Consider the following 18,021-nt stretch of genomic DNA (forward strand, 5'->3'; position numbering starts at 1 on the left):
GGACTGGTCCATGGCAGGCGACACCGTCATCACGATCATCGGCAACCTGACCGCCGACCCCGAGCTGCGTTTCACGCCGTCCGGTGCCGCGGTCGCGAACTTCACCGTGGCCTCGACGCCGCGGCAGTTCGACCGCCAGAGCAATGAGTGGAAGGACGGCGAGACGCTGTTCATGCGCTGCTCGGTGTGGCGCGACGCGGCGGAGAACGTCGCCGAGTCGCTGCAGCGCGGCATGCGCGTGATCGTGTCCGGCCGACTGAAGTCTCGTTCCTACGAGACGAAGGAAGGCGAGAAGCGCACCGTCGTGGAGATGGACGTCGACGAGATCGGCCCGTCCCTGCGCAGCGCGACCGCAAAGGTCAACAAGACCCAGCGCGGTGGCGGCGGTGGCGGCTTCGGCGGCGGCCAGGGCGGCCAGGGCGGCGGCTGGAGCGGTGGCTCCGGCGGCGGCCAGGCCGAGGACCCGTGGGCGACCGGGGGCAGCTCCGGTGGCCAGGGCGCCGGCAGCCAGGGTGGCTGGGGACAGTCCACCGGTGGCACCCAGCCGGCCAGCCAGCCCTCGGGCGGCCAGCCGGGCGGTGGCTGGGGCTCGGCCCCCAGCTACGACGAGCCCCCCTTCTGATCGAGCAGGTCAGCACCGTCGTCCGGTGACCGCGTCGGACGGCACACCCCAGTAGTTCAGACCCATCCCGGGGCACGAACCCCGGGCTCTCATCAAGAAGGAGAGCACCACGATGGCAAAGCCCGTTGTGCGCAAGCCCAAGAAGAAGGCCAACCCGCTGAAGGCGGCGAAGGTCGAGAACATCGACTACAAGGACACCGCGCTCCTGCGCAAGTTCATCTCCGACCGCGGCAAGATCCGCGCGCGTCGCGTGACCGGTGTGTCCGTCCAGGAGCAGCGTCTCATCGCCACGGCCGTCAAGAACGCCCGTGAGATGGCCCTGCTGCCCTACTCGAGCTCGGCTCGCTGAGCCACCCGCTCGAGAACCAGGAGAACATCATGAAGCTCATTCTCACGCACGAGGTCTCGGGTCTCGGCGAGGCCGGCGACATCGTCGAGGTCAAGGACGGCTACGGCCGCAACTTCCTGCTCCCGCGTGGTCTCGCGACGCCGTGGACCAAGGGTGGCCAGAAGCAGGTCGACGCCCTGACGAAGGGCCGTGAGGTCCGCTCGATCAAGGACCTCGACCAGGCCAAGGGCATCAAGGGCCAGCTCGAGGCCTCCTCGGTCAAGGTGCCGGCCAAGTCCGGCCAGTCGGGTCGTCTCTTCGGCGCCGTCAGCAACGGCGACATCGCCGCGGCCGTCAAGGCTGCCGGTGGGCCCGAGCTCGACAAGCGCAAGATCGAGGTCAAGCAGGCCATCAAGACGCTCGGCTCCTACGAGGCGACCGTCCGTCTGCACCCCGAGGTCGCGGCGACCCTCAAGTTCGAGGTCGTGCCCGCCTGAGCACTGCTCACCAGCACCTCACGCACGGTCGAAGGGCCGGGACCCGCTTCGGGTCCCGGCCCTTCGTCGTGTCCGGCGTCGTGTCCGGAAGCGTGAACCTGGCGGATGAGCCGCGCAGCGGGAGGCCAGCCACGCACCGCGAGTGCGGCAGGTCGCCTCAGGCGGACTCGCGCTCGACGAGCCTGGTGGTGAGCGTCGTGACGCGCGGAGGCGTCTCGCCGGCCAGCAGCCGCAGCAGGGTGTCGGCCATGACGACGCCCATCTCCTGCGCCGGCTGGGCCACGGTGGTGAGGCCAACCTTGCCGCGTGTGGCGTACGGGCTGTCGTCGAAGCCGACGATGGCGACGTCACCCGGGACGGAGAGCCCCCGCTCCTCGAGCGCGAGGAGGGCGCCGCTCGCCATGAGGTCGCTCGCGACGAAGATCGCGTCGAGGTCGGGGTGCTCGTCGACGAGGGCGAGAGCGGCCCGGATGCCGCCGGCCTCGGTGAAGTCGCCGCGTCCGATCCGGTGGTCCGACAGTCCCGCCGCGGCGAGGGCGTCGCGCCAGCCGAGCTCGCGGTCGACGGAGGCGGGCATGTCGGCCGGGCCGGTGATCGTCGCGATGTTGCGGCGGCCCCGGGCGACGAGGTGCTCGACGCCGTGCCGGGCCCCGGCCCGGTTGTCGACGTCGATGTAGTAGTCGCCGGGGTTGGCGATCTCGCCGAGCGGGCGGCCGCCGAAGACGACCGGGAGCGAGCGGCCGAGCGAGGCGAGAAAGTGGTCGCCGGAGTGGTGCGAGACGACGAGCGCGCCGTCGACGTTGCCGCCGAGCAGGTAGCGGCGGGTCTTCTCCGACGGCGAGCTCGGGTGGGTCAGCTGGAGGTTGAGCACGTAGTCGCTGTCGTCGAGCCGGTCGCTGATGCCCTGGACCACGTCGGCGAAGTAGGGGTCGCCGAAGAAGCGGTGCGCGTCCTCGGGCACAACCAGGGCGATCGACATCGTCGCGCGCGCGACGAGCGACCGTGCCGCGCGGTTCGGCACGTAGTTGAGCTCGGCGATGGCCTTCTGGACGACGGCGAGCACGTCGGGGCTGACCCGTGGCGAGCCGTTGATGACGCGCGAGACCGTGGCCCGGGACACGCCGGCCACCCGGGCGACCTCCTCGAGGGTGGGTCGCCCGAGGGGGGCCGACAGCGTCCCGTCGCTCATGCCTCGGTGTCTCCTGCGGGTCCGGTGCCCTCGTCGTCGGCGGCAGCGTCCCCGGCAGGGAGCAGCTGGCGCGTCGCGATGATGCGGGCGTAGTCGAGGGCGCTCGCCTTGGGCGTGCGCACCTGGGTGTCGTAGTCGACTCGGACGATACCGAAGCGCTTCGCGTAGCCCCAGGCCCACTCGAAGTTGTCGAGCAGCGACCAGTAGAAGTAGCCCCGGACGGGCACGCCCGCGTCGACGGCGTCGAGGACGGCGCCCAGGTGGGCCCGGACGTATGCCGTGCGGCACCGGTCGTCGACGAAGCCCTCCTCGTCGGCGACGTCGTCGAAGGCGGCGCCGTTCTCCGTCACGTGGAGCGCGACGGCCGCCGGGCCTGCGTACTCCTCGTGGAGGCGTACGAGCAGCCGGGTAAGACCCTCGGGCTGGATCTCCCAGTCCATGGCGGTGACCGGGAGCCCGCGCGGGTGACGGAACGCCGAGTCGGCGGCGGGGAACGGCGATCGGGTCCTGCGCCCGCCGTTGAGGGCGTCGTCGAGTGCCGAGCCGGGCCGTTCGTGGCCGACCGCCTCGCCGTTGTAGTAGTTGACGCCGAGCACGTCGATCGGCGTCGAGATAACAGCGAGGTCACCGTCCATGATGTGGTCCTCGAGTCCCAGGTGCCGGACGTCCTCGAGCAGGTCGACCGGGTAGCTGCCGCGGAAGACGGGGTCGAGGAAGATGCGGTTCATCTGGCCGTCGACGCGGCGGGCGGCGTCGACGTCGCGCGGGTCGGACGGGTCGACCGGGTCGGCGACCGTGAAGTTCAGGGTCAGCCCGAGCTCGAGCGAGGCGTCCCGCACCCGCAGCTCCTGCACCACCCGGCCGTGCGCGAGCATGAGGTGGTGGGCTGCCGCGAGACCGGCGGCCGGTGACGTGCGACCCGGAGCGTGCATGCCGGCCGTGTAGCCGAGGAACGCCGAGCAGAACGGCTCGTTGAGCGTGGTCCACGTGCGCACGCGGTCGGCCAGCCGGTCGTGCACGGCGAGAGAGTAGTCGACGAACCGGTCGACCGTCTCGCGCGAGGTCCAGCCGCCGCGGTCCTCGAGGGCCTGCGGCAGGTCCCAGTGGTAGAGCGTCAGCCACGGGGCGATGCCCGCCTCGACGAGCGAGTCGACGAGCCGCTCGTAGAAGTCGAGGCCCTTCGCGTTGAGCGGGCCGCCGTCGGGGCAGACCCGGGCCCACGACGTCGAGAAGCGGTACGACTGCATCCCGAGCGATTGCATGAGCGCGACGTCGGCGGCATACCTCGTGTAGTGCTCGCACGCGACGTCGCCCGTGTCACCGTGGACGACGGCGCCCGGGGTGTGGGCGAAGGTGTCCCAGATCGAGTCGGTGCGCCCGTCGACGTGTCGGGCTCCCTCGATCTGGTACGCCGCGGTGGCGACCCCGAGCACGAAGTCCTGCGGCACCGGGCGAGCCTGTGCGACCAGCGTTCGCGCGGGCGCGCGCAGCGAGGTGGTGGGGTTGGCGGTCATCCCTTGACTGCTCCTTGCATGATGCCGGTCACGAGCTGCTTCCCGGCGACGACGAACAGGACTATGAGGGGCAGCGCCATGAGCACGACCCCGTTGAGCACGAGCGAGTAGTCGACGAAGTACGCGGCCTGCAGCTGCTGCAGGGCCACGGGCAGCGTCGGGTTGCCCGGGTCGAGCACGATGAACGGCCAGAAGAAGTTCGTCCACGTCGCGATGAAGGTGAACAGGCCGAGCATCGCCGCGCCGGGCCGCGCTGCCGGCAGCGCGACGGACCAGAAGGTGCGCAGCGTCGAGGCCCCGTCGACGCGGGCCGCCTCGATGAGCTCGTCAGGCAGTGCCTCCTGGAGGTACTGGGTCATCCAGAAGACGCCGAACGCGCTCACCGCGCTGGGCAGGATGACGGCCCAGACGCTGCCGATCCACCCCAGTCTGCTCATGACGATGAAGAGCGGCACGATGCCCAGCTGAGTCGGCACGGCCATCGTCGCGATGACGAAGACGAGCAGTCCCGAGCGGCCTCGGAAGCGCAGCTTGGCGAACGCGAATCCGGCCATCGTCGAGAAGAGCACGACGAGCAGCGACACCGTGCCGCTGACGAGCACGCTGTTGCCGAGGGCCTTCCAGAACGGCACGGTGGTGACGACGGTGGCGGCGTTCTGCAGGAAGTGCCCGCCCGGCACGAGCGAGTACGGGTCGCGCACGATGGCGGCCGAGTCCTTGCTGCCGATGACGAACGACCACCACAGCGGGAACGCCGACGCGAGCAGCACGACGGTCAGGACCACGTATGCCGTCCGGCCCGCCCGGGTGCGCCTCACGAGCTGGGGGCGCCTCGCGGGTCTGGGGCGGCCCGTGGGGGCCGGGCGGGGCAGGGTCGAGGTGGTCATCGTTGTCCCTTCGAGGCGATCCGGCGGGTGACGAGGAAGTTGACGAGGGCGACGACGACGACGATGAGGAAGAGCATCCAGGCGACCGCCGCGGCGCGGCCGAAGTTCTTCTGCGTCCAGCCGAGCTGGTAGAGGTAGAGCGTGAGCGTCTGCCACTGGCGGTCCGCGCCACCGAGCCCGTACTGGTCGTACATCCGGGGCTCGTCGAAGATCTGCAGACCCCCGATGGTCGAGGTGATGACGACGAAGATGATCGTCGCGCGCAGCTGCGGGACCGTGATCGAGAAGAAGGTGCGCACCCGGCCGGCGCCGTCGATGAGGGCGGCCTCGTAGTAGTCGCCGGGGATGGCCTGCATCGCCGCGAGGAAGATGAGCGCGTTGTAGCCGGTCCAGCGGAAGTTGACCATCGTGGCGATGGCGAGATGGCTCGGCAGCACCTCCTTGTGCCACTGCACCGGGTCGACGCCCACGAGTCCGAGCAGGTGGTTGACGAGGCCGAACCTGTCGCCGAAGAGGTCGCTGAAGACCAGTGCCACCGCGACGGGCGCGACGACGTAGGGCAGCAGCACGCCCATCCGCCAGAAGGTGCGGGCGCGCAGGCCGCTGTCGAGTGCGGCGGCGACGAGCAGCGCTGCGATGACCTGCGGCACGCTCGAGAGCACGAAGATGCTGAGGGTGTTCTTCAGGGCGTTCCAGAAGAAGGGCTGTGCAAGCACGTCGGTGTAGTTCTTGAGGCCGACGAAGTCTCCCTGCCCGCCGATGAGGCTCCACCTGTGCAGCGACACCCACGCCGTGTAGAGCAGCGGGAAGAGCCCGACGACGCCGAACAGGATGAAGAAGGGGCTGACGTACGCGTACGGCGAGGCCTGCTCGTCGAGCTTCGTCAGGCGCCTCCGCCACCGCGAGCGGGGCTTCAGGGGCGAGCGCTGCGCGAAGGGAGATGCGTCGGGGATCGCGGTGGACGTCTCGGGCGACCTCGTGGTGGACGTCGTGGTGCGGATGGTGGTCTGGAGGGTCATGGGTCTTCCGATCGTCGGGTGGACGGCCCGGTGGGGAGGGGCGCCGCCGGGCCGTCCACGGGCCGGCTGAGGTCTCGGGTCAGCCGAGGGCCTTGACGTCGGCCACCCACTTGTCCCAGGACTCCTGCGGGGAGGTGCCCTGCTCGACCCGGGCCAGGGCCTGCTGCATCGCGTCGTTGATCGCGAAGTAGTGGGTCCCCTTGTACGGAGAGACCGTGACGGCCTTGGCACGGTCGGCGAAGATCCGCCCGGTCGGTGCGTTGCCGAACGAGGCGACCTTGAAGCCGAGGAGGTCCTGGCTCTCCAGCGCCTGCGTCTGGCTCGGGAAGGCGCCGACCTTCTTGAAGGCCTTGACCTGCTGCTCCGGGGCCGTCAGCCACGCGGCGAGCTCCCGGGCCTCCTTCGGGTGGGCGCTCTGCTTCGGCACCGTGAGGTAGCTGCCTCCCCAGTTGCCGCCGCCACCGGGGAACGTGTTGGCGACGTCCCAGCCCTTGACGCCCTTGGCGTTCCCTTCGATGACACCGACCATCCAGCCGGGGCAGAGCATCGTCGCGAAGCCGTCCTTCTGGAAGGACGCGGTCCAGTCGTCACCCCACTGCTGGAGCTTGGCCGACAGGCCGTCGGTGATGCCGGCGGTCACGACCTGGTCGTAGACCTTCTTCACGGCGGCGTTGTCGGTGGCGGTGATTGCGTCGTCGCTCGGGTTCTCGTAGGCGGCCTCGAGCTGGTTGACCATGCCCTGGTAGGTCGCTCCGATGCTGTCGAAGAACGGGACCTCGGACCTGGCCTCGAACCGCTTGCCGGCGGCGAAGTAGCTCTCCCAGGTGGTGCCGAACAGCTTCGCAACGGACTCGCGGTCGCTCGGCAGGCCCGCCTTCTTGAACAGGTCGCTGCGGTAGCAGATCGCCTCGGGTCCCGAGTCGGTGCCGTAGCCGATGAGGTGGCCGTCTGCGTCGGTGGCCGCCTTGGCCTTCCAGTCGAGCCAGCGACCCTCGGTGTCGCTGCTCCGGAGGTCGTTGAACTTGTCGGAGAACTGCAGCATCTCGGGCAGCCAGTCGACCTCGACCGCCTCGACGTCGGCCATGCCGCTGCCCGCCGAGAGGCGGGTGAAGAAGTTGTCGCGGGCCTCGTTGGAGGTCGCGGCCTTCTTGTGCGTGACCTTGATGTTCGGGTGCGTCTTCTCGAACTCGGGGAGGAGCTCCTCGTAGCCGAACTGGTTGAAGGTGGCGAGCGTCAGGGTGACCTGCCCGCCGGCCGAGGCGGCCGCCCCGGCCTGGGTGGCGGAGCCGGCGCCGGCCGAGCCCGAGCTGCAGGCCGACAGGGCGAGCAGGCCGACCGTGAGGGTGGCGAGGGCGACGTGGCGCGAGCGCACGGCAGGCGTGCCGGGCCGCATGGAACGGGATGTCATGGAGAGCTCCTTCGGTCTCATCCGCAGGGTGGGTGTGGGAGCGCTCTCCGTGCGTGAACCCAACGCGTGAGAGCGCTCTCACGGGAGAGAATGGGCTGGATCCGACCTCGACGTCAAGACCCGTGACCATTCCGTGACACCGCACAGGTGGCGTCCGGCGGCTAGCGTGGTGCGCTCAGGCACCGTCGCCCAGCGGGAGGTTCCCGATGATGAGCACGACCACCTACGACCTCGTCGCGATCGGACGTGTGGGCGTCGACCTCTACCCGCTCCAGCACGGCGTACCGCTCGACGAGGTGCACACCTTCGAGAAGTTCCTCGGTGGCAGCGCCGCCAACGTCACCGTCGCGGCCGCCCGCCACGGGAGGCGCGCAGCCCTGGTCAGCGCTGTCGCCGACGACGCCTTCGGGCGCTTCGTGCACCGCGAGCTGCTACAGCTCGGTGTCGACGACGCTCACGTCCAGGCGATCAGCGGTGGACCGCCGACCCCGGTCACCTTCTGCGAGATCTTCCCGCCCGACAGCTTCCCCATCTGGTTCTACCGCTACCCCGTTGCCCCCGACCTGCTCATCACCGCGGAATCCCTTCCGCTGCAAGCGATTCGCCAGGCTCGAGTCCACTGGTCCACCGCCACCGGGCTCAGCCAGGAGCCGAGTCGAGGCGCGCACCACGCCGCGTGGGAGGAGCGAGGCCGCGCCCCGCTGACCGTCCTCGACCTCGACTACCGTGCCACGTTCTGGTCGAGCCCCGACGAGGCGCGCAGGCACGTCCGTGACGCCCTGGGCAGGGTGACGGTCGCCGTCGGCAACGCCGAGGAGTGCGAGGTCGCCACCGGCGAGTCGGACCCCGATCGGGCCGCCGACCGGCTGCTCGAGGCCGGCATCGAGCTCGCCGTCGTCAAGCTCGGGCCCCGAGGCGTGCTCGCCGCGACGCCCACCGAGCGGGTGTCGGTCGGACCGTTCCCCGTGCGCGTCGTCAACGGGCTCGGCGCCGGCGACGCGTTCGGCGGGGCGCTCGTGCACGGCCTGCTCGAGGACTGGGACCTCGAGCGCACGCTGCACTTCGCCAACGTGGCCGGGGCCCTGGTCGCCGGACGGTTCGAGTGCTCGACCGCCATGCCGACGACCGCCGAGGTGCAGGAGCTGCTCTCGGACGTCGAGGTGGCCGACGGGGCCTTCTAGAGCCTGCATCGCCCGTGGCGCTTCGCCGCCGCCGTGTCGCTGCCATGCCGCGGTGATGCCGCGCTGATGTCGCGGCCGTGTGAAGAAACCTGCGGACACAGAGAAGACCCGCCCCTGCTGGTCTTGTCGCCGAACTCGGCCAGCAGAGGCGGGTGCCCTTTGACCCGATGATCCGACAGGGGGAGGAGATCACCGAGTCGCACAGGAGCAACTCACGAGATCGACTATGAACGCCCTTGTTTAAAGAACGCTGGGAATGGCGTAGCAGTTGTCTCAGACCCTCCGGTCGGGAGTCGCAGCGTGGCCCCGCGGGTATGCAGCCCGTGTCGCGCCACGTCGGCGTCGACGCCACATCGGGAGGAGCAGCGCGTGCAGACGTTCGTGCCCTACGCGGACTTCGCCCGCACCGCCGAGGTGCTCGACACGAAACGGCTCGGAAAGCAGCGGGTGGAGGTCATCCAGATCGTGCGGGCACTCACCGTGCCCGGCTACGCGTGGGCGTCGCACCCCGCGGTGCTGATGTGGAAGGGCTACGAGGAGGCCCTCGGCTCCTACGGGCTCGCGATGTGCGACGAGTGGCTCGGTCGCGGCTTCGACGACACGTGCGCCGGCACCATCCGCGCCGACCTCGCCACGGCGGGGGTGATACGACTGCGCGACTTCGAGACGCTTCGGGACAAGAGCGCCCTGCCTCCGTGGCTGGCCGACGACGACGTCCAGCGCAGCCACCGCTCGGCGCTCGTGCGCAAGGACCCCGAGCACTACGCCGACTCCTTCCCGGACGTGCCCCCGGACCTGCCGTACGTCTGGCCCGTGCGTTCGCCGGCGGTGCTCGAGCGGGAGCGTCGGAAGGCCGAGGCTGCCCGACGGCGCGAGGAGCGCTCACGCCGCCGTCCCGCGGCCGGCCGGCGCGAGTAGCCGCGCCACGACGGCATACCTCTGCGGGGCGTTCGTCCACGGGGCTGTCTGCTGGGCTGTCTGCTGGGCTGTCTGCTGCGCTGTCTGCGGGGCCGTCTGCGGGTCAGCGGGCGCCGACGACCATCCACGCGTCGCCACGCGCGCGCCACCCGAGCACGACGGCACGGATCACCATGAACGCCGTGAAGGCGGCCCAGAGCACGATGACGTCGTGGCTGGGCGAGCCGCTCGGCCCGGCGGCCCGGACGGCGATCACGAACGGCAGGTAGGCGACGAAGGTGATGACCATTCCCCACGCGAGCCAGGCGCCGTCGCCGGCTCCGATGAGCACACCGTCGAGCACGAACACGTAGCCGGCGACCGCCTGGCCGAGCCCGACGACGACGAGCGCCGCCCCGAGGGCGCTGCGCACGGCGGGGTCGCTGGTGAAGAGCGGCGGGACGACCGAGTGCAGCGCGGCCAGCAGCAGGCCGAGGCCGAGACCGCCCCACACGCCCAAGCGCACCATCGTGCCCATCGCGACCCGCACCCCCTCGCGGTCGCCGGCACCCAGGGCGCGACCGGTGATGGCCTGGCCCGCGATCGCGAGCGCGTCGAGGGCGAACGCGAGGAACGACCACACCGTCATGGCGACCTGGTGTGCGGCGAGCGGCACGTCGCCGAGCGAGGCCGCGACCCAGGTCGTGACCAGCAGGGTCGCGCGAAGGGCCAGCGTGCGCACCAGCAGAGGTATGCCGGTGCGCGCGGCCGCGATGATGCGCCCGGGATGCGGGCGCAGGCGGGCCTGCCGCGCCCGCGACCGCGCGAGCAGCACGCCGACGAGGGCGAGCCCCATCCCGGTCTGCGCGATGACTGTTCCCCACGCGGATCCGGCGATGCCCCAGTGCAGCCCGTAGACGAAGAGGAGGTTGAGCGCGATGTTGGCGCCGAAGCCCACGACCGAGGCGACGAGCGGCGTGGTGGTGTCCTGCAGACCGCGCAGCACACCCGTCACCGCGAGGATGACGAGCATCGCCGGGATGCCGAAGGCGGAGATGCGCAGGTAGGTGGTCGCCTGCTCGAGAGCGGCCGGGGATGCCCCGAACGCGGCGCTGATCGGACGGGCCCCAACCGCGACCACGGCGGCCATGACGACACCGAGGCCGAGCGCGAGCCAGAGGCCGTCGATGCCCGCGCTGATCGCCGAGCCCTCGTCACCGGCGCCGAGGTGCCGTGCCACGACGCTCGTCGTGCCGTAGGCGAGGAAGACGAAGATGCCGGCCGCCGTGACGAGGGCCGCGCTCGCGACCCCCAGGCCGGCGAGCTCTGCCGTGCCGAGGTGACCGATGATCGCCGAGTCGGCGAGCAGGAAGAGCGGCTCGGCGATGAGGGCGAGGAACGCGGGCACCGCCAGTCGCACGATCTCGCGCCGGTGGCTCGGCCTGCCGGCGTCTGCGGTCGGGTCGCTCACGTCCGCGTCCCGAGGTGCTTGAGGGCTTCGCGCCGCGACAGGCCCGACAGCTCGGGGTGGGCCGTGACGAAGTCGAGCACCCAGTCGGGGTCGTGCCGCGCGTGGTCGCGCAGGGCCCAGCCGATCGCCTTGCGGCTGAAGAAGTCGCGGTCGTCGATGTTCGGCTCGATGACGTCGGTCAGCAGGGTCTGGTCGAGACGGGCGCCCGCACCGACCTGGCTGATGATCGCCGACCGGCGCACCCACAGCGAGTCGGCGGCGGCCCACTCGCGCATGCGCAGGCCCTCGACCGACGGGTTGCCGAGCACCGTGTCGCGCACCAGGTGCGTGGCGATGTCGTCGACGACGTCCCACCAGGCGCCGGCCCGGATCAGGCTCTCCCACAACGGCATCGCGTCACTGTCGACCCACGCTCGGTAGGACCGGTGGCGCGCGAGGGCGATGGCGGCATACCAGTGCTCTCGGTAGGTGGCGCGTTCCCAGAGGGCCTCGACGGTGGCCACCCACTGGTCGCGTGACTGCATCGCCAGGTCGGGCTCGCGCAGCAGGGGGACCAGGGCGGCCTTGAGCTGCGGTGACGTGAGGCCGAAGTACGGCATGGCCGACTTCATGTAGCGCTGCTGCGCCGCGGCGCGGACCGGGTCGGCGCGCTCGGCGAGCGCCGCATGCACCGCGGCGACGAGCTCGGTCTGCGGCTGGGTCGGCACGCCCGCGAGCCTACGCGGGCGCGGACGGGACCCGCGCTCGTGGTCCGGTGCCGGACGCCGGGGCTGCGTCGTCGGGGCGACGCAGCGACTCGCGCCTACAGGTGCAGGCGGCTCTCGAGCTGGCGCTCGAGCGTCGCGGCATACGTCGTCGTGATGTGGTGCGAGTCGCGGTAGACGATGATGTTGCCCACGACGACAGGGCACTTCGACTGGTAGCAGAGCCATGGCACCGGGTCGATGAAGTCACCGTTGACCTGCTTCGTCGCGGCGCTCCACAGGGCGTTCCGCTCGAGGATGTTCTTGCCGGGGGCGCGCACGCACGTTGCCATCGTGGCCGACGTGCTGCCGAGGCAGTCGGCGGCCGCCTTCGCCAGAAACGGGGTGCCGCCGATGACGTGGACGTTGGGCGTGATCTCGTTGAGGCGGGCGAGCGAGCTGCTCAGGCCGTCCTTGAGCAGGCGCGTGGCCTTCGGACCCGTGACCGGCTTGCCCGTCGCAGGGTCGGCGAGCGAGAAGTTGAGCAGGCCGCTCGTGATGATCATGTCGGGCTTGGCCTTGGCGATCTGGGCGTACGCGTTCTCGCGCCAGGTGTCGCACTCGGTGTAGACCCGCTGCTTGGCGCCCCACCAGAGGCTCGCGTCGAGCGGGAAGCAGCCCGCCTTGCGGAACGGGATGACGCGCCAGCCGTGCTCCTCGGCCAGCTTCTCGATCGGGCGCAGCCACATCACGGCGTGGGAGTCGCCGAAGATCACGACCGTGCGCTTGGCCTTGGTGTCGCCGAGCACGCAGGAGCGCACCGTGGGGTCGTCGCGCTCGACGGTGCACGAGCTCGGCAGCAGCGAGATGTCGCTCTCGAGCTCCTTGAGCGAGGGCGTGAGGGCTTCGGGCAACGGCTGCTTCGCCCTCGCCTGGGTGACCGCGGCCGACACGGCGTTGACGGCGGGGTCTGAGCTGACCGAGACGTTCTGGCCGCCGGGGACGGGGGCCTCGGCGCGGGTCGCGAGCGCGCCGGGCCCCGGGAGGAGCGCGACGGCGACGACGGTGAGGGCTGCGGCCGGCCACAGTGCCAGGGCGGGGCCGCGGCGGTGCGCCAGTCGGCGCGACTCGCGGATCGGCGTCTCGACGAAGCGGTAGCTGAGCCACGCGACCGCGGTGGCGCCGACCATCGTGACGACGCGCTCACCGAGGGTCAGGTCGCGGGCGAGGTAGACCGCGGGCAGCACGAGGAAGGGCCAGTGCCAGAGGTAGAGGGAGTAGGAGATGTCGCCGACCCACCGCAGCGGCGCGACGTCGAGCAGGACCCGCGCGCCGCGGCGCGGGCCCTCGATGCCGCCGCCCAGGAGCAGCGCCGCGCCGAGCACGGGCAGCAGCGCCTGGTAACCGGGGAAGGGGGTCGCCGAGGAGAAGCGGTACGCGGCGACGGCGATCGCCACGAGGCCGAGCCACGACGCGGCGGCCTTGACCGCACCCGGCAGCCTCGCGACGGAACCGGCGCAGAGCGCCAGGAGCGCGCCCACGCACAGCTCCCAGCCACGGGTCAGGCTCGAGTAGTACGCGGAGATGGGCTCGGCCTGCGTCTGGTGGACGGACCAGGCGAGCGACACACCGCCGATCACGGTGACCGTGAGCACGAGCCAGCGCAGCCGGGTGCGGCGCAGCTCCGCGGCCGGGACCTCGCCCGTCGCGCGGCGTCGGGTCCAGCGACGCAGCGCGAAGAGCACGAGCGCGATGAGGGCGGGCCACACGAGGTAGAACTGCTCCTCGACCGCGAGCGACCAGAAGTGCAGCACCGGCGTGCGGAAGGACTCCTCCGAGAAGTAGTCCGAGCCGGATCGGGCGGAGTAGATGTTGGCCGCGAAGAAGGCCGCCCAGATGACATGGTCGACGGTCTGCTCGAGGCGGCCGGCCGTGTAGACGAGCGCCGAGACGGCGACGGTCGCCACGAGCACGACGGTGCCGGCCGGCAGGATGCGGCGGGCGCGCCGGGCGTAGAAGCTCGCGATCGAGATGCGGCCGGTGCGGTCGGACTCGCGCACGAGGATGCCGGTGATGAGGAAGCCGGAGATGACGAAGAAGACGTCGACCCCGACGAACCCGCCGGCGAAGCCCGGCACGGCCGCGTGGCTCATCATCACGAGCAGGACGGCCAGGGCACGCATGCCCTGGATGTCGCCGCGCTGCTGCTTCGGCTCGACCCGGCGTGCAGAGGGAGCTGCCCCCGGGCGCGTCTGCATTCTCGTCACTGTCGGACCCATCGGATTGGAGGTGGAGCTTCGGCGCCTGTGGGGGTGCGCACTCCGCGGCCAAAGGACTCAAGGATGCCAGAAAGGTGGCCTCGAACTCGAATGCGCAGTTTGCCCGAAATGCTACCGGAACCGCTCGGGACGAGCGAACACGGCTCGCCCACGCCGCACCGCTCCGTCACGAGAGCTCGCGCATCGCAGCCGGCGGGTCAGGGCTTGGTCGCGCGACCGAGGTAGCCGAAGATCCACGGCTTCATGAGCGCGGACATCGGGGCGTACGCCCGCTCGACGTGCTCGACGACGAGGCCCGACCGCTCGACGAGCTCGTCGATGGGCCGAGTCAGGTGGCAGCCGTCGAAGACCCGCTTCTGGATCGGCTCGATGCGGTGCTGCCAGCGGCGCACGCCGGGGTCGGGGGAGACGCCGTGCTCGAGGAAGTGCAGCGCCCCGCCCGGGCGCAGCACGCGCCGCACCTCGGAGAGGGCCGCGGCGACGTCGGGGATGGTGCACAGCGTGAAGGTCGAGAGGGCAGAGTCGACGCTGTCGTCGTCGACCTCGAGACGTTGCCCGTCGAGGCCGCCACGCACGATCGGGATCGGGCTACGGGCTCGTCGTTCGGCGCCGAGGCCCCAGCCGACGTCGGAGGGCTCGACGGCGACGACACGGGTCACCTGGACCGGGTAGAGCCCCACGTTGTTGCCGCTGCCGAAGCCGAGCTCGAGGACCTCGCCCGTCAGGCCCTCGCACGCGCGGGAGCGCAACGCGACGAGCGCCTCGTTCTCGGCCCCGGCGACCAGCCGGGGCGTGACCTGCCTCGCCCAGAAGCCCATGCCGGCAGCCTAGGCGGCGTCAGCCCGTGCGCAGCGTGATGACGGGGATCTCCTCAGGGCCCAGCGCGCGTACGGGAGCACGACGAGTGGGATGCCGACCCGCAACGTTCGACGACGGGCTCGCGCCGCGACGACGGCGACGAAGATCGACGAGGGCCGGGGTGTGGCCGGGCGGTCAGGCGGGGGTGCCGAAACGGACCGCGTTGCGGGCCTGCGCCTTCTGGCGCTCGACGTCGCGGTCCTTCGGTGGGGCGCTCGTCGTCAGGTGGTCGAGCAGGTGCTGGGTCGCGTGGGCGACGGCCTCGACGGCCTCGTCGAACGCGTGCTGGTTGGCGAGGCTCGGCTTGGTGCTGCCACTGACCTTGCGGACGTACTGCAGGGCGGCGGCGCGCACCTCCTCGGACGTCGCGGCGGGCTCGAAGTTGTGGAGCTGTCGGATGTTGCGGCACATGCGTACGACTCTAGGTCGCTCCGCCGACGCAACGGGTCCCGGTGAACTGGTGGGGTCGAAGGGGTTGTCAATTGAGAGTTAGTAAACTTTACTAACTCTCATGACCAGCGCACTGCCGCGAGCCCGTCGGGTCTCGACCCGCACCGCCGTCCTGCCTGCCCACGGCCGACGGCACAACCTCTCGCTCGTGCTGCAGATGCTCTACTCCGTCGGCGCGATGAGCCGCGCCGACCTCGCCCGCCGCCTCGGCATGAGCAAGGTGACGGTGTCGGACCTCGTGGCCGAGCTGATGGACAGCGGCCATGCCGTCGAGCTCGGCCCGTCGGGGACCGTGCGCCCGGGCAAGCCCGGCACCCTGGTCGACGTCAACCGCACCGGCCTTCAGGCCATCGGTGTCGACCTCGCCGAGCACGAGGTGCTCCGGGCCGCGGTGCTCGACCTCGACGGCAACATCCTCGTGCGTGCCGAGCGGCCGATCGGAGACGACACCGGACAGTCCGTCGTCGACACCGTGCTCGACCTCGTGGGCGAGGTCGTCGCCGCCGCCACGGCACCCATCCTCGGCATCGGCATCGGCACCCCCGGCATCGTCGGCCCGGGGGGCGTCGTCGGCACGGCCCCGAACCTCGGCTGGACCGACGTGCCCCTGCGCGACATCGTCGCCGACGCCACCGACCTGCCCGTCTTCGTGGTCAACGACGCCGACGCCGCGGTCCACGCCGACTACACCCTGGGCGAGGGCGGCGACGACCTCGTCCTCGTCAAGGTCGGGCGCGGCGTCGGCGGCGGCCTCATCGTCGGTGGCCAGCGCGTCCGTGGCGCCCACTTCGCCAGCGGCGAGATCGGCCACGTCACCGTTGGCACGGACGGTGGCGCCACCTGCCGCTGCGGCAAGGTGGGCTGCCTCGAGACGTGGGTGTCGGCGCCGAACCTCGAGAAGGCGCTCGCGGCCGCCGACGACGACGAGCCGCTCCGCGAGGCCGGCGAGCGTCTCGGCATCGCGCTCGCACCGGTCGTCGCAGCCCTCGACCTCTCCGAGGTCGTGCTGAGCGGCCCGGAGCACCTGCTCGGCGGGGTGCTTCGCGACGCCCTCGACGAGACCCTGCACGCGCGGCTCCTCGCCCGCACCACCACCGACCTCACCGTGCGCCTCGCGCACCGCCCCGACGACATCGTCCTCCGGGGCGCCGCCGTGCTCGTCCTCTGGGACCAGCTCGGCGTCGCCTGACCTCGCCCGGCGCGGACCCAGCGGTCCGTCGCCGCCGCACCACACGGCATACGCCCTCTCCCTCGTCCGTCACTCCCCTCCACGGGACAACCCCTCCGCTCGCGTCAGCGAACAACCGGTCCGCACCGCGGCCCTTCGAAAGGAACCAGGAATGAAGAAGACCCTCGGTCTGGCCGTTGCCACGACCACCGCGGCGCTCCTGCTCACCGCATGCGGTGGCGGCGCGACCGGCTCGACCACCTCCCCCTCCGCGGGCGCGTCCGGAGCCGGCGGCGCCGGCAACGCGGGCAAGAGCATCACGCTCTGGCTCGCGGGCACCGACACGCCCAAGGAGCTGCGCACCTACCTGCAGGACACCTTCAAGGCGAAGACCGGCGCGACCCTCAAGATCGAGGAGCAGGCCTGGCCCGACCTCGTCACGAAGCTGACGACGGCCCTGCCCGACGCGAAGAACACCCCGGACGTCACCGAGATCGGCAACACCCAGAGCCCGACCTTCACCAACGTGGGCGCGTTCAGCGACCTCTCCGACGTCTACCAGGAGCTCGGCGGCAGCAAGCTGCTCCAGTCCTTCGTCGATGTCGGCACGGTCGAGGGCAAGCAGTACGCGCTGCCCTACTACTTCGGCTCGCGATACATGTTCGCTCGCGCCGACCTCTGGAAGGAGGCGGGGGTCGCCGCGCCCAAGACGCTCGACGAGTTCAACTCCGCGGTCAAGACGATCACGGCCAAGAACCCGCGCGGCATCAAGAACTTCAGCGGCTTCTTCCTCGGCGGCCAGGACTGGCGCAACGGCATCTCGTGGGTCTTCGCCAACGGCGGCGAGCTCGCCAAGCAGGAGAACGGCCAGTGGGTCTCGACGCTCTCCGACCCCAACACGGTCAAGGGGCTGACTCAGCTGCAGGACCTCTACCGCAATGCGTCCAAGGCCCCGGCCGACGCGAAGGACCAGACGCCGTGGCTCTACGTCAACGACGCCGACGAGATCCTCGACGAGAACCAGAAGGTCACCGGCAAGACGTCCCTCGCCGCCGCGACGATCATGGCGCCGGGTTGGGCGCACTGGTCGATCGGTGACCTCAAGGAGAAGGACGGCAAGAAGGTGCGCGAGTGGAACCCCAAGACGTTCACCGCGTTCGTGCTTCCTGGCAACGACGGCAAGCCGGCACCGGTCTTCGCCGGGGGGTCGAACATCGCCATCTCCAAGGCCAGCCAGAACCAGGCGCTGGCACGCGAGCTGCTGAAGATCATCTTCTCCGCCGACTACCAGAAGAAGCTCGGCGGCGCCGGCCTCGGCCCGGCCAACAGCGACTACGTCAGCTCGCTCGGCGACGACGAGTTCGCCAAGGCGCTCGTCGAGTCCGCCTCGAACTCCAAGCTGACGCCGGCAGCGCCGGGCTGGGCGGTCGTCGAGTCGAAGTCGATCATGGAGGAGTTCTTCTCCAAGATCCGTGACGCCGCCGATCTCACGGCCCTCGCCAAGGAGTACGACGCGAAGATCACGCCGCTGCTCAACCTCAAGTGACAGCAACGCGTCGGCACGTCTGAC

At 70.9% G+C, this 18,021-nt stretch carries 17 protein-coding genes; 7 read left to right on the plus strand and 10 right to left on the minus strand.

From position 1 onward, the window contains the following. The first annotated feature begins 10 nt into the window (after positions 1-10). The 3 genes from ACFQ2V_RS12535 to rplI all read left to right on the plus strand — a co-directional run bounded on the left by ACFQ2V_RS12535 (position 11) and on the right by rplI (position 1,447). Positions 11-622: a single-stranded DNA-binding protein gene (locus tag ACFQ2V_RS12535; protein ID WP_386053028.1), complete on the plus strand. Its 612-nt coding sequence runs from the start codon at positions 11-13 to the stop codon at positions 620-622. Between the two features lie 112 nt (positions 623-734). Then, a complete protein-coding gene (gene rpsR / locus ACFQ2V_RS12540; protein ID WP_013494395.1) occupies positions 735-971 on the plus strand; it encodes a 30S ribosomal protein S18 in 237 nt (78 codons plus the stop codon). A gap of 29 nt (positions 972-1,000) precedes the next feature. Beyond that, positions 1,001-1,447: a 50S ribosomal protein L9 gene (gene rplI, locus ACFQ2V_RS12545; protein ID WP_045189111.1), complete on the plus strand. Its 447-nt coding sequence runs from the start codon at positions 1,001-1,003 to the stop codon at positions 1,445-1,447. A 157-nt stretch (positions 1,448-1,604) separates the two neighbouring features. Here the strand turns inward: rplI and ACFQ2V_RS12550 are convergent, their stop codons facing one another. The 5 genes from ACFQ2V_RS12550 to ACFQ2V_RS12570 form a co-directional block, all read right to left on the minus strand. Then, positions 1,605-2,636, minus strand: a complete 1,032-nt coding sequence (locus ACFQ2V_RS12550) for a LacI family DNA-binding transcriptional regulator (protein ID WP_386053029.1) — start codon at positions 2,634-2,636, stop codon at positions 1,605-1,607. Further along, positions 2,633-4,150 (minus strand): GH1 family beta-glucosidase, encoded by a 1,518-nt coding sequence (locus ACFQ2V_RS12555; RefSeq protein ID WP_386053030.1) that lies wholly within the window; start codon positions 4,148-4,150, stop codon positions 2,633-2,635. The genes ACFQ2V_RS12550 and ACFQ2V_RS12555 overlap by 4 nt, the downstream gene beginning before the upstream one ends. Further along, on the minus strand, positions 4,147-5,037 hold the full coding sequence (locus ACFQ2V_RS12560; protein WP_386053031.1) for a carbohydrate ABC transporter permease: 891 nt from the start codon (positions 5,035-5,037) through the stop codon (positions 4,147-4,149). Before ACFQ2V_RS12560 ends, ACFQ2V_RS12555 begins: the two co-directional genes overlap by 4 nt. After that, the gene (locus ACFQ2V_RS12565; protein ID WP_386053032.1) at positions 5,034-6,056 is read right to left on the minus strand and encodes a carbohydrate ABC transporter permease; all 1,023 of its coding nucleotides are present in this window, start codon (positions 6,054-6,056) and stop codon (positions 5,034-5,036) included. Before ACFQ2V_RS12565 ends, ACFQ2V_RS12560 begins: the two co-directional genes overlap by 4 nt. A 79-nt stretch (positions 6,057-6,135) precedes the next feature. Beyond that, positions 6,136-7,464 (minus strand): extracellular solute-binding protein, encoded by a 1,329-nt coding sequence (locus ACFQ2V_RS12570; protein ID WP_386053033.1) that lies wholly within the window; start codon positions 7,462-7,464, stop codon positions 6,136-6,138. A 206-nt stretch (positions 7,465-7,670) separates the two neighbouring features. Here ACFQ2V_RS12570 and iolC point away from each other — a divergent pair, with 206 nt between their 5' ends. Then, on the plus strand, positions 7,671-8,645 hold the full coding sequence (iolC, locus tag ACFQ2V_RS12575) for a 5-dehydro-2-deoxygluconokinase (protein ID WP_386053034.1): 975 nt from the start codon (positions 7,671-7,673) through the stop codon (positions 8,643-8,645). 369 nt (positions 8,646-9,014) lie between these two features. Then, the gene (locus tag ACFQ2V_RS12580; protein WP_386053035.1) at positions 9,015-9,563 is read left to right on the plus strand and encodes an MSMEG_6728 family protein; all 549 of its coding nucleotides are present in this window, start codon (positions 9,015-9,017) and stop codon (positions 9,561-9,563) included. A 103-nt stretch (positions 9,564-9,666) separates the two neighbouring features. On the opposite strand, the gene ACFQ2V_RS12585 is transcribed toward ACFQ2V_RS12580, so the two are convergent. The 5 genes from ACFQ2V_RS12585 to ACFQ2V_RS12605 all read right to left on the minus strand — a co-directional run bounded on the left by ACFQ2V_RS12585 (position 9,667) and on the right by ACFQ2V_RS12605 (position 15,244). After that, complete coding sequence (locus ACFQ2V_RS12585) at positions 9,667-11,013, minus strand: MATE family efflux transporter (RefSeq protein WP_386053036.1); 1,347 nt, start codon at positions 11,011-11,013, stop codon at positions 9,667-9,669. Continuing rightward, entirely contained in the window at positions 11,010-11,720 is a 711-nt protein-coding gene (locus ACFQ2V_RS12590; RefSeq protein WP_386053037.1) for a DNA alkylation repair protein, read from the minus strand. The genes ACFQ2V_RS12585 and ACFQ2V_RS12590 overlap by 4 nt, the downstream gene beginning before the upstream one ends. 95 nt (positions 11,721-11,815) lie before the next feature. Next, positions 11,816-13,954, minus strand: a complete 2,139-nt coding sequence (locus ACFQ2V_RS12595) for an acyltransferase family protein (protein ID WP_386053038.1) — start codon at positions 13,952-13,954, stop codon at positions 11,816-11,818. Positions 13,955-14,172: 218 nt separating this feature from the next. Beyond that, positions 14,173-14,793, minus strand: coding sequence for a class I SAM-dependent methyltransferase (locus ACFQ2V_RS12600; protein WP_386053039.1), 621 nt, complete (start codon positions 14,791-14,793; stop codon positions 14,173-14,175). Positions 14,794-14,968: 175 nt separating this feature from the next. After that, a complete protein-coding gene (locus tag ACFQ2V_RS12605) occupies positions 14,969-15,244 on the minus strand; it encodes a DUF2277 domain-containing protein (protein WP_386053040.1) in 276 nt (91 codons plus the stop codon). A 100-nt stretch (positions 15,245-15,344) separates the two neighbouring features. Between ACFQ2V_RS12605 and ACFQ2V_RS12610 the strand changes: the two genes are divergently transcribed. Together ACFQ2V_RS12610 and ACFQ2V_RS12615 are read left to right on the plus strand one after the other, a co-directional pair. Continuing rightward, complete coding sequence (locus ACFQ2V_RS12610) at positions 15,345-16,472, plus strand: ROK family transcriptional regulator (RefSeq protein WP_386053041.1); 1,128 nt, start codon at positions 15,345-15,347, stop codon at positions 16,470-16,472. 151 nt (positions 16,473-16,623) lie between these two features. Further along, positions 16,624-17,997, plus strand: coding sequence for an extracellular solute-binding protein (locus ACFQ2V_RS12615; protein ID WP_386053043.1), 1,374 nt, complete (start codon positions 16,624-16,626; stop codon positions 17,995-17,997). The last annotated feature ends 24 nt before the right edge of the window (positions 17,998-18,021 follow it).

The sequence above is a fragment of the Terrabacter terrigena genome (genome assembly GCF_042676085.1).
Classification (GTDB): Bacteria; Actinomycetota; Actinomycetes; order Actinomycetales; family Dermatophilaceae; genus Terrabacter; species Terrabacter terrigena.

Coding starts and splice junctions, on each gene's coding strand:
- ACFQ2V_RS12535 (WP_386053028.1), top strand. CDS start 11: ATGGCAGGCGACACCGTCATCACGATCATCGGCAACCTGACCGCCGAC.
- rpsR (WP_013494395.1), top strand. CDS start 735: ATGGCAAAGCCCGTTGTGCGCAAGCCCAAGAAGAAGGCCAACCCGCTG.
- rplI (WP_045189111.1), top strand. CDS start 1,001: ATGAAGCTCATTCTCACGCACGAGGTCTCGGGTCTCGGCGAGGCCGGC.
- ACFQ2V_RS12550 (WP_386053029.1), bottom strand. CDS start 2,636: ATGAGCGACGGGACGCTGTCGGCCCCCCTCGGGCGACCCACCCTCGAG.
- ACFQ2V_RS12555 (WP_386053030.1), bottom strand. CDS start 4,150: ATGACCGCCAACCCCACCACCTCGCTGCGCGCGCCCGCGCGAACGCTG.
- ACFQ2V_RS12560 (WP_386053031.1), bottom strand. CDS start 5,037: ATGACCACCTCGACCCTGCCCCGCCCGGCCCCCACGGGCCGCCCCAGA.
- ACFQ2V_RS12565 (WP_386053032.1), bottom strand. CDS start 6,056: ATGACCCTCCAGACCACCATCCGCACCACGACGTCCACCACGAGGTCG.
- ACFQ2V_RS12570 (WP_386053033.1), bottom strand. CDS start 7,464: ATGACATCCCGTTCCATGCGGCCCGGCACGCCTGCCGTGCGCTCGCGC.
- iolC (WP_386053034.1), top strand. CDS start 7,671: ATGATGAGCACGACCACCTACGACCTCGTCGCGATCGGACGTGTGGGC.
- ACFQ2V_RS12595 (WP_386053038.1), bottom strand. CDS start 13,954: ATGCAGACGCGCCCGGGGGCAGCTCCCTCTGCACGCCGGGTCGAGCCG.
- ACFQ2V_RS12600 (WP_386053039.1), bottom strand. CDS start 14,793: ATGGGCTTCTGGGCGAGGCAGGTCACGCCCCGGCTGGTCGCCGGGGCC.
- ACFQ2V_RS12605 (WP_386053040.1), bottom strand. CDS start 15,244: ATGTGCCGCAACATCCGACAGCTCCACAACTTCGAGCCCGCCGCGACG.
- ACFQ2V_RS12610 (WP_386053041.1), top strand. CDS start 15,345: ATGACCAGCGCACTGCCGCGAGCCCGTCGGGTCTCGACCCGCACCGCC.
- ACFQ2V_RS12615 (WP_386053043.1), top strand. CDS start 16,624: ATGAAGAAGACCCTCGGTCTGGCCGTTGCCACGACCACCGCGGCGCTC.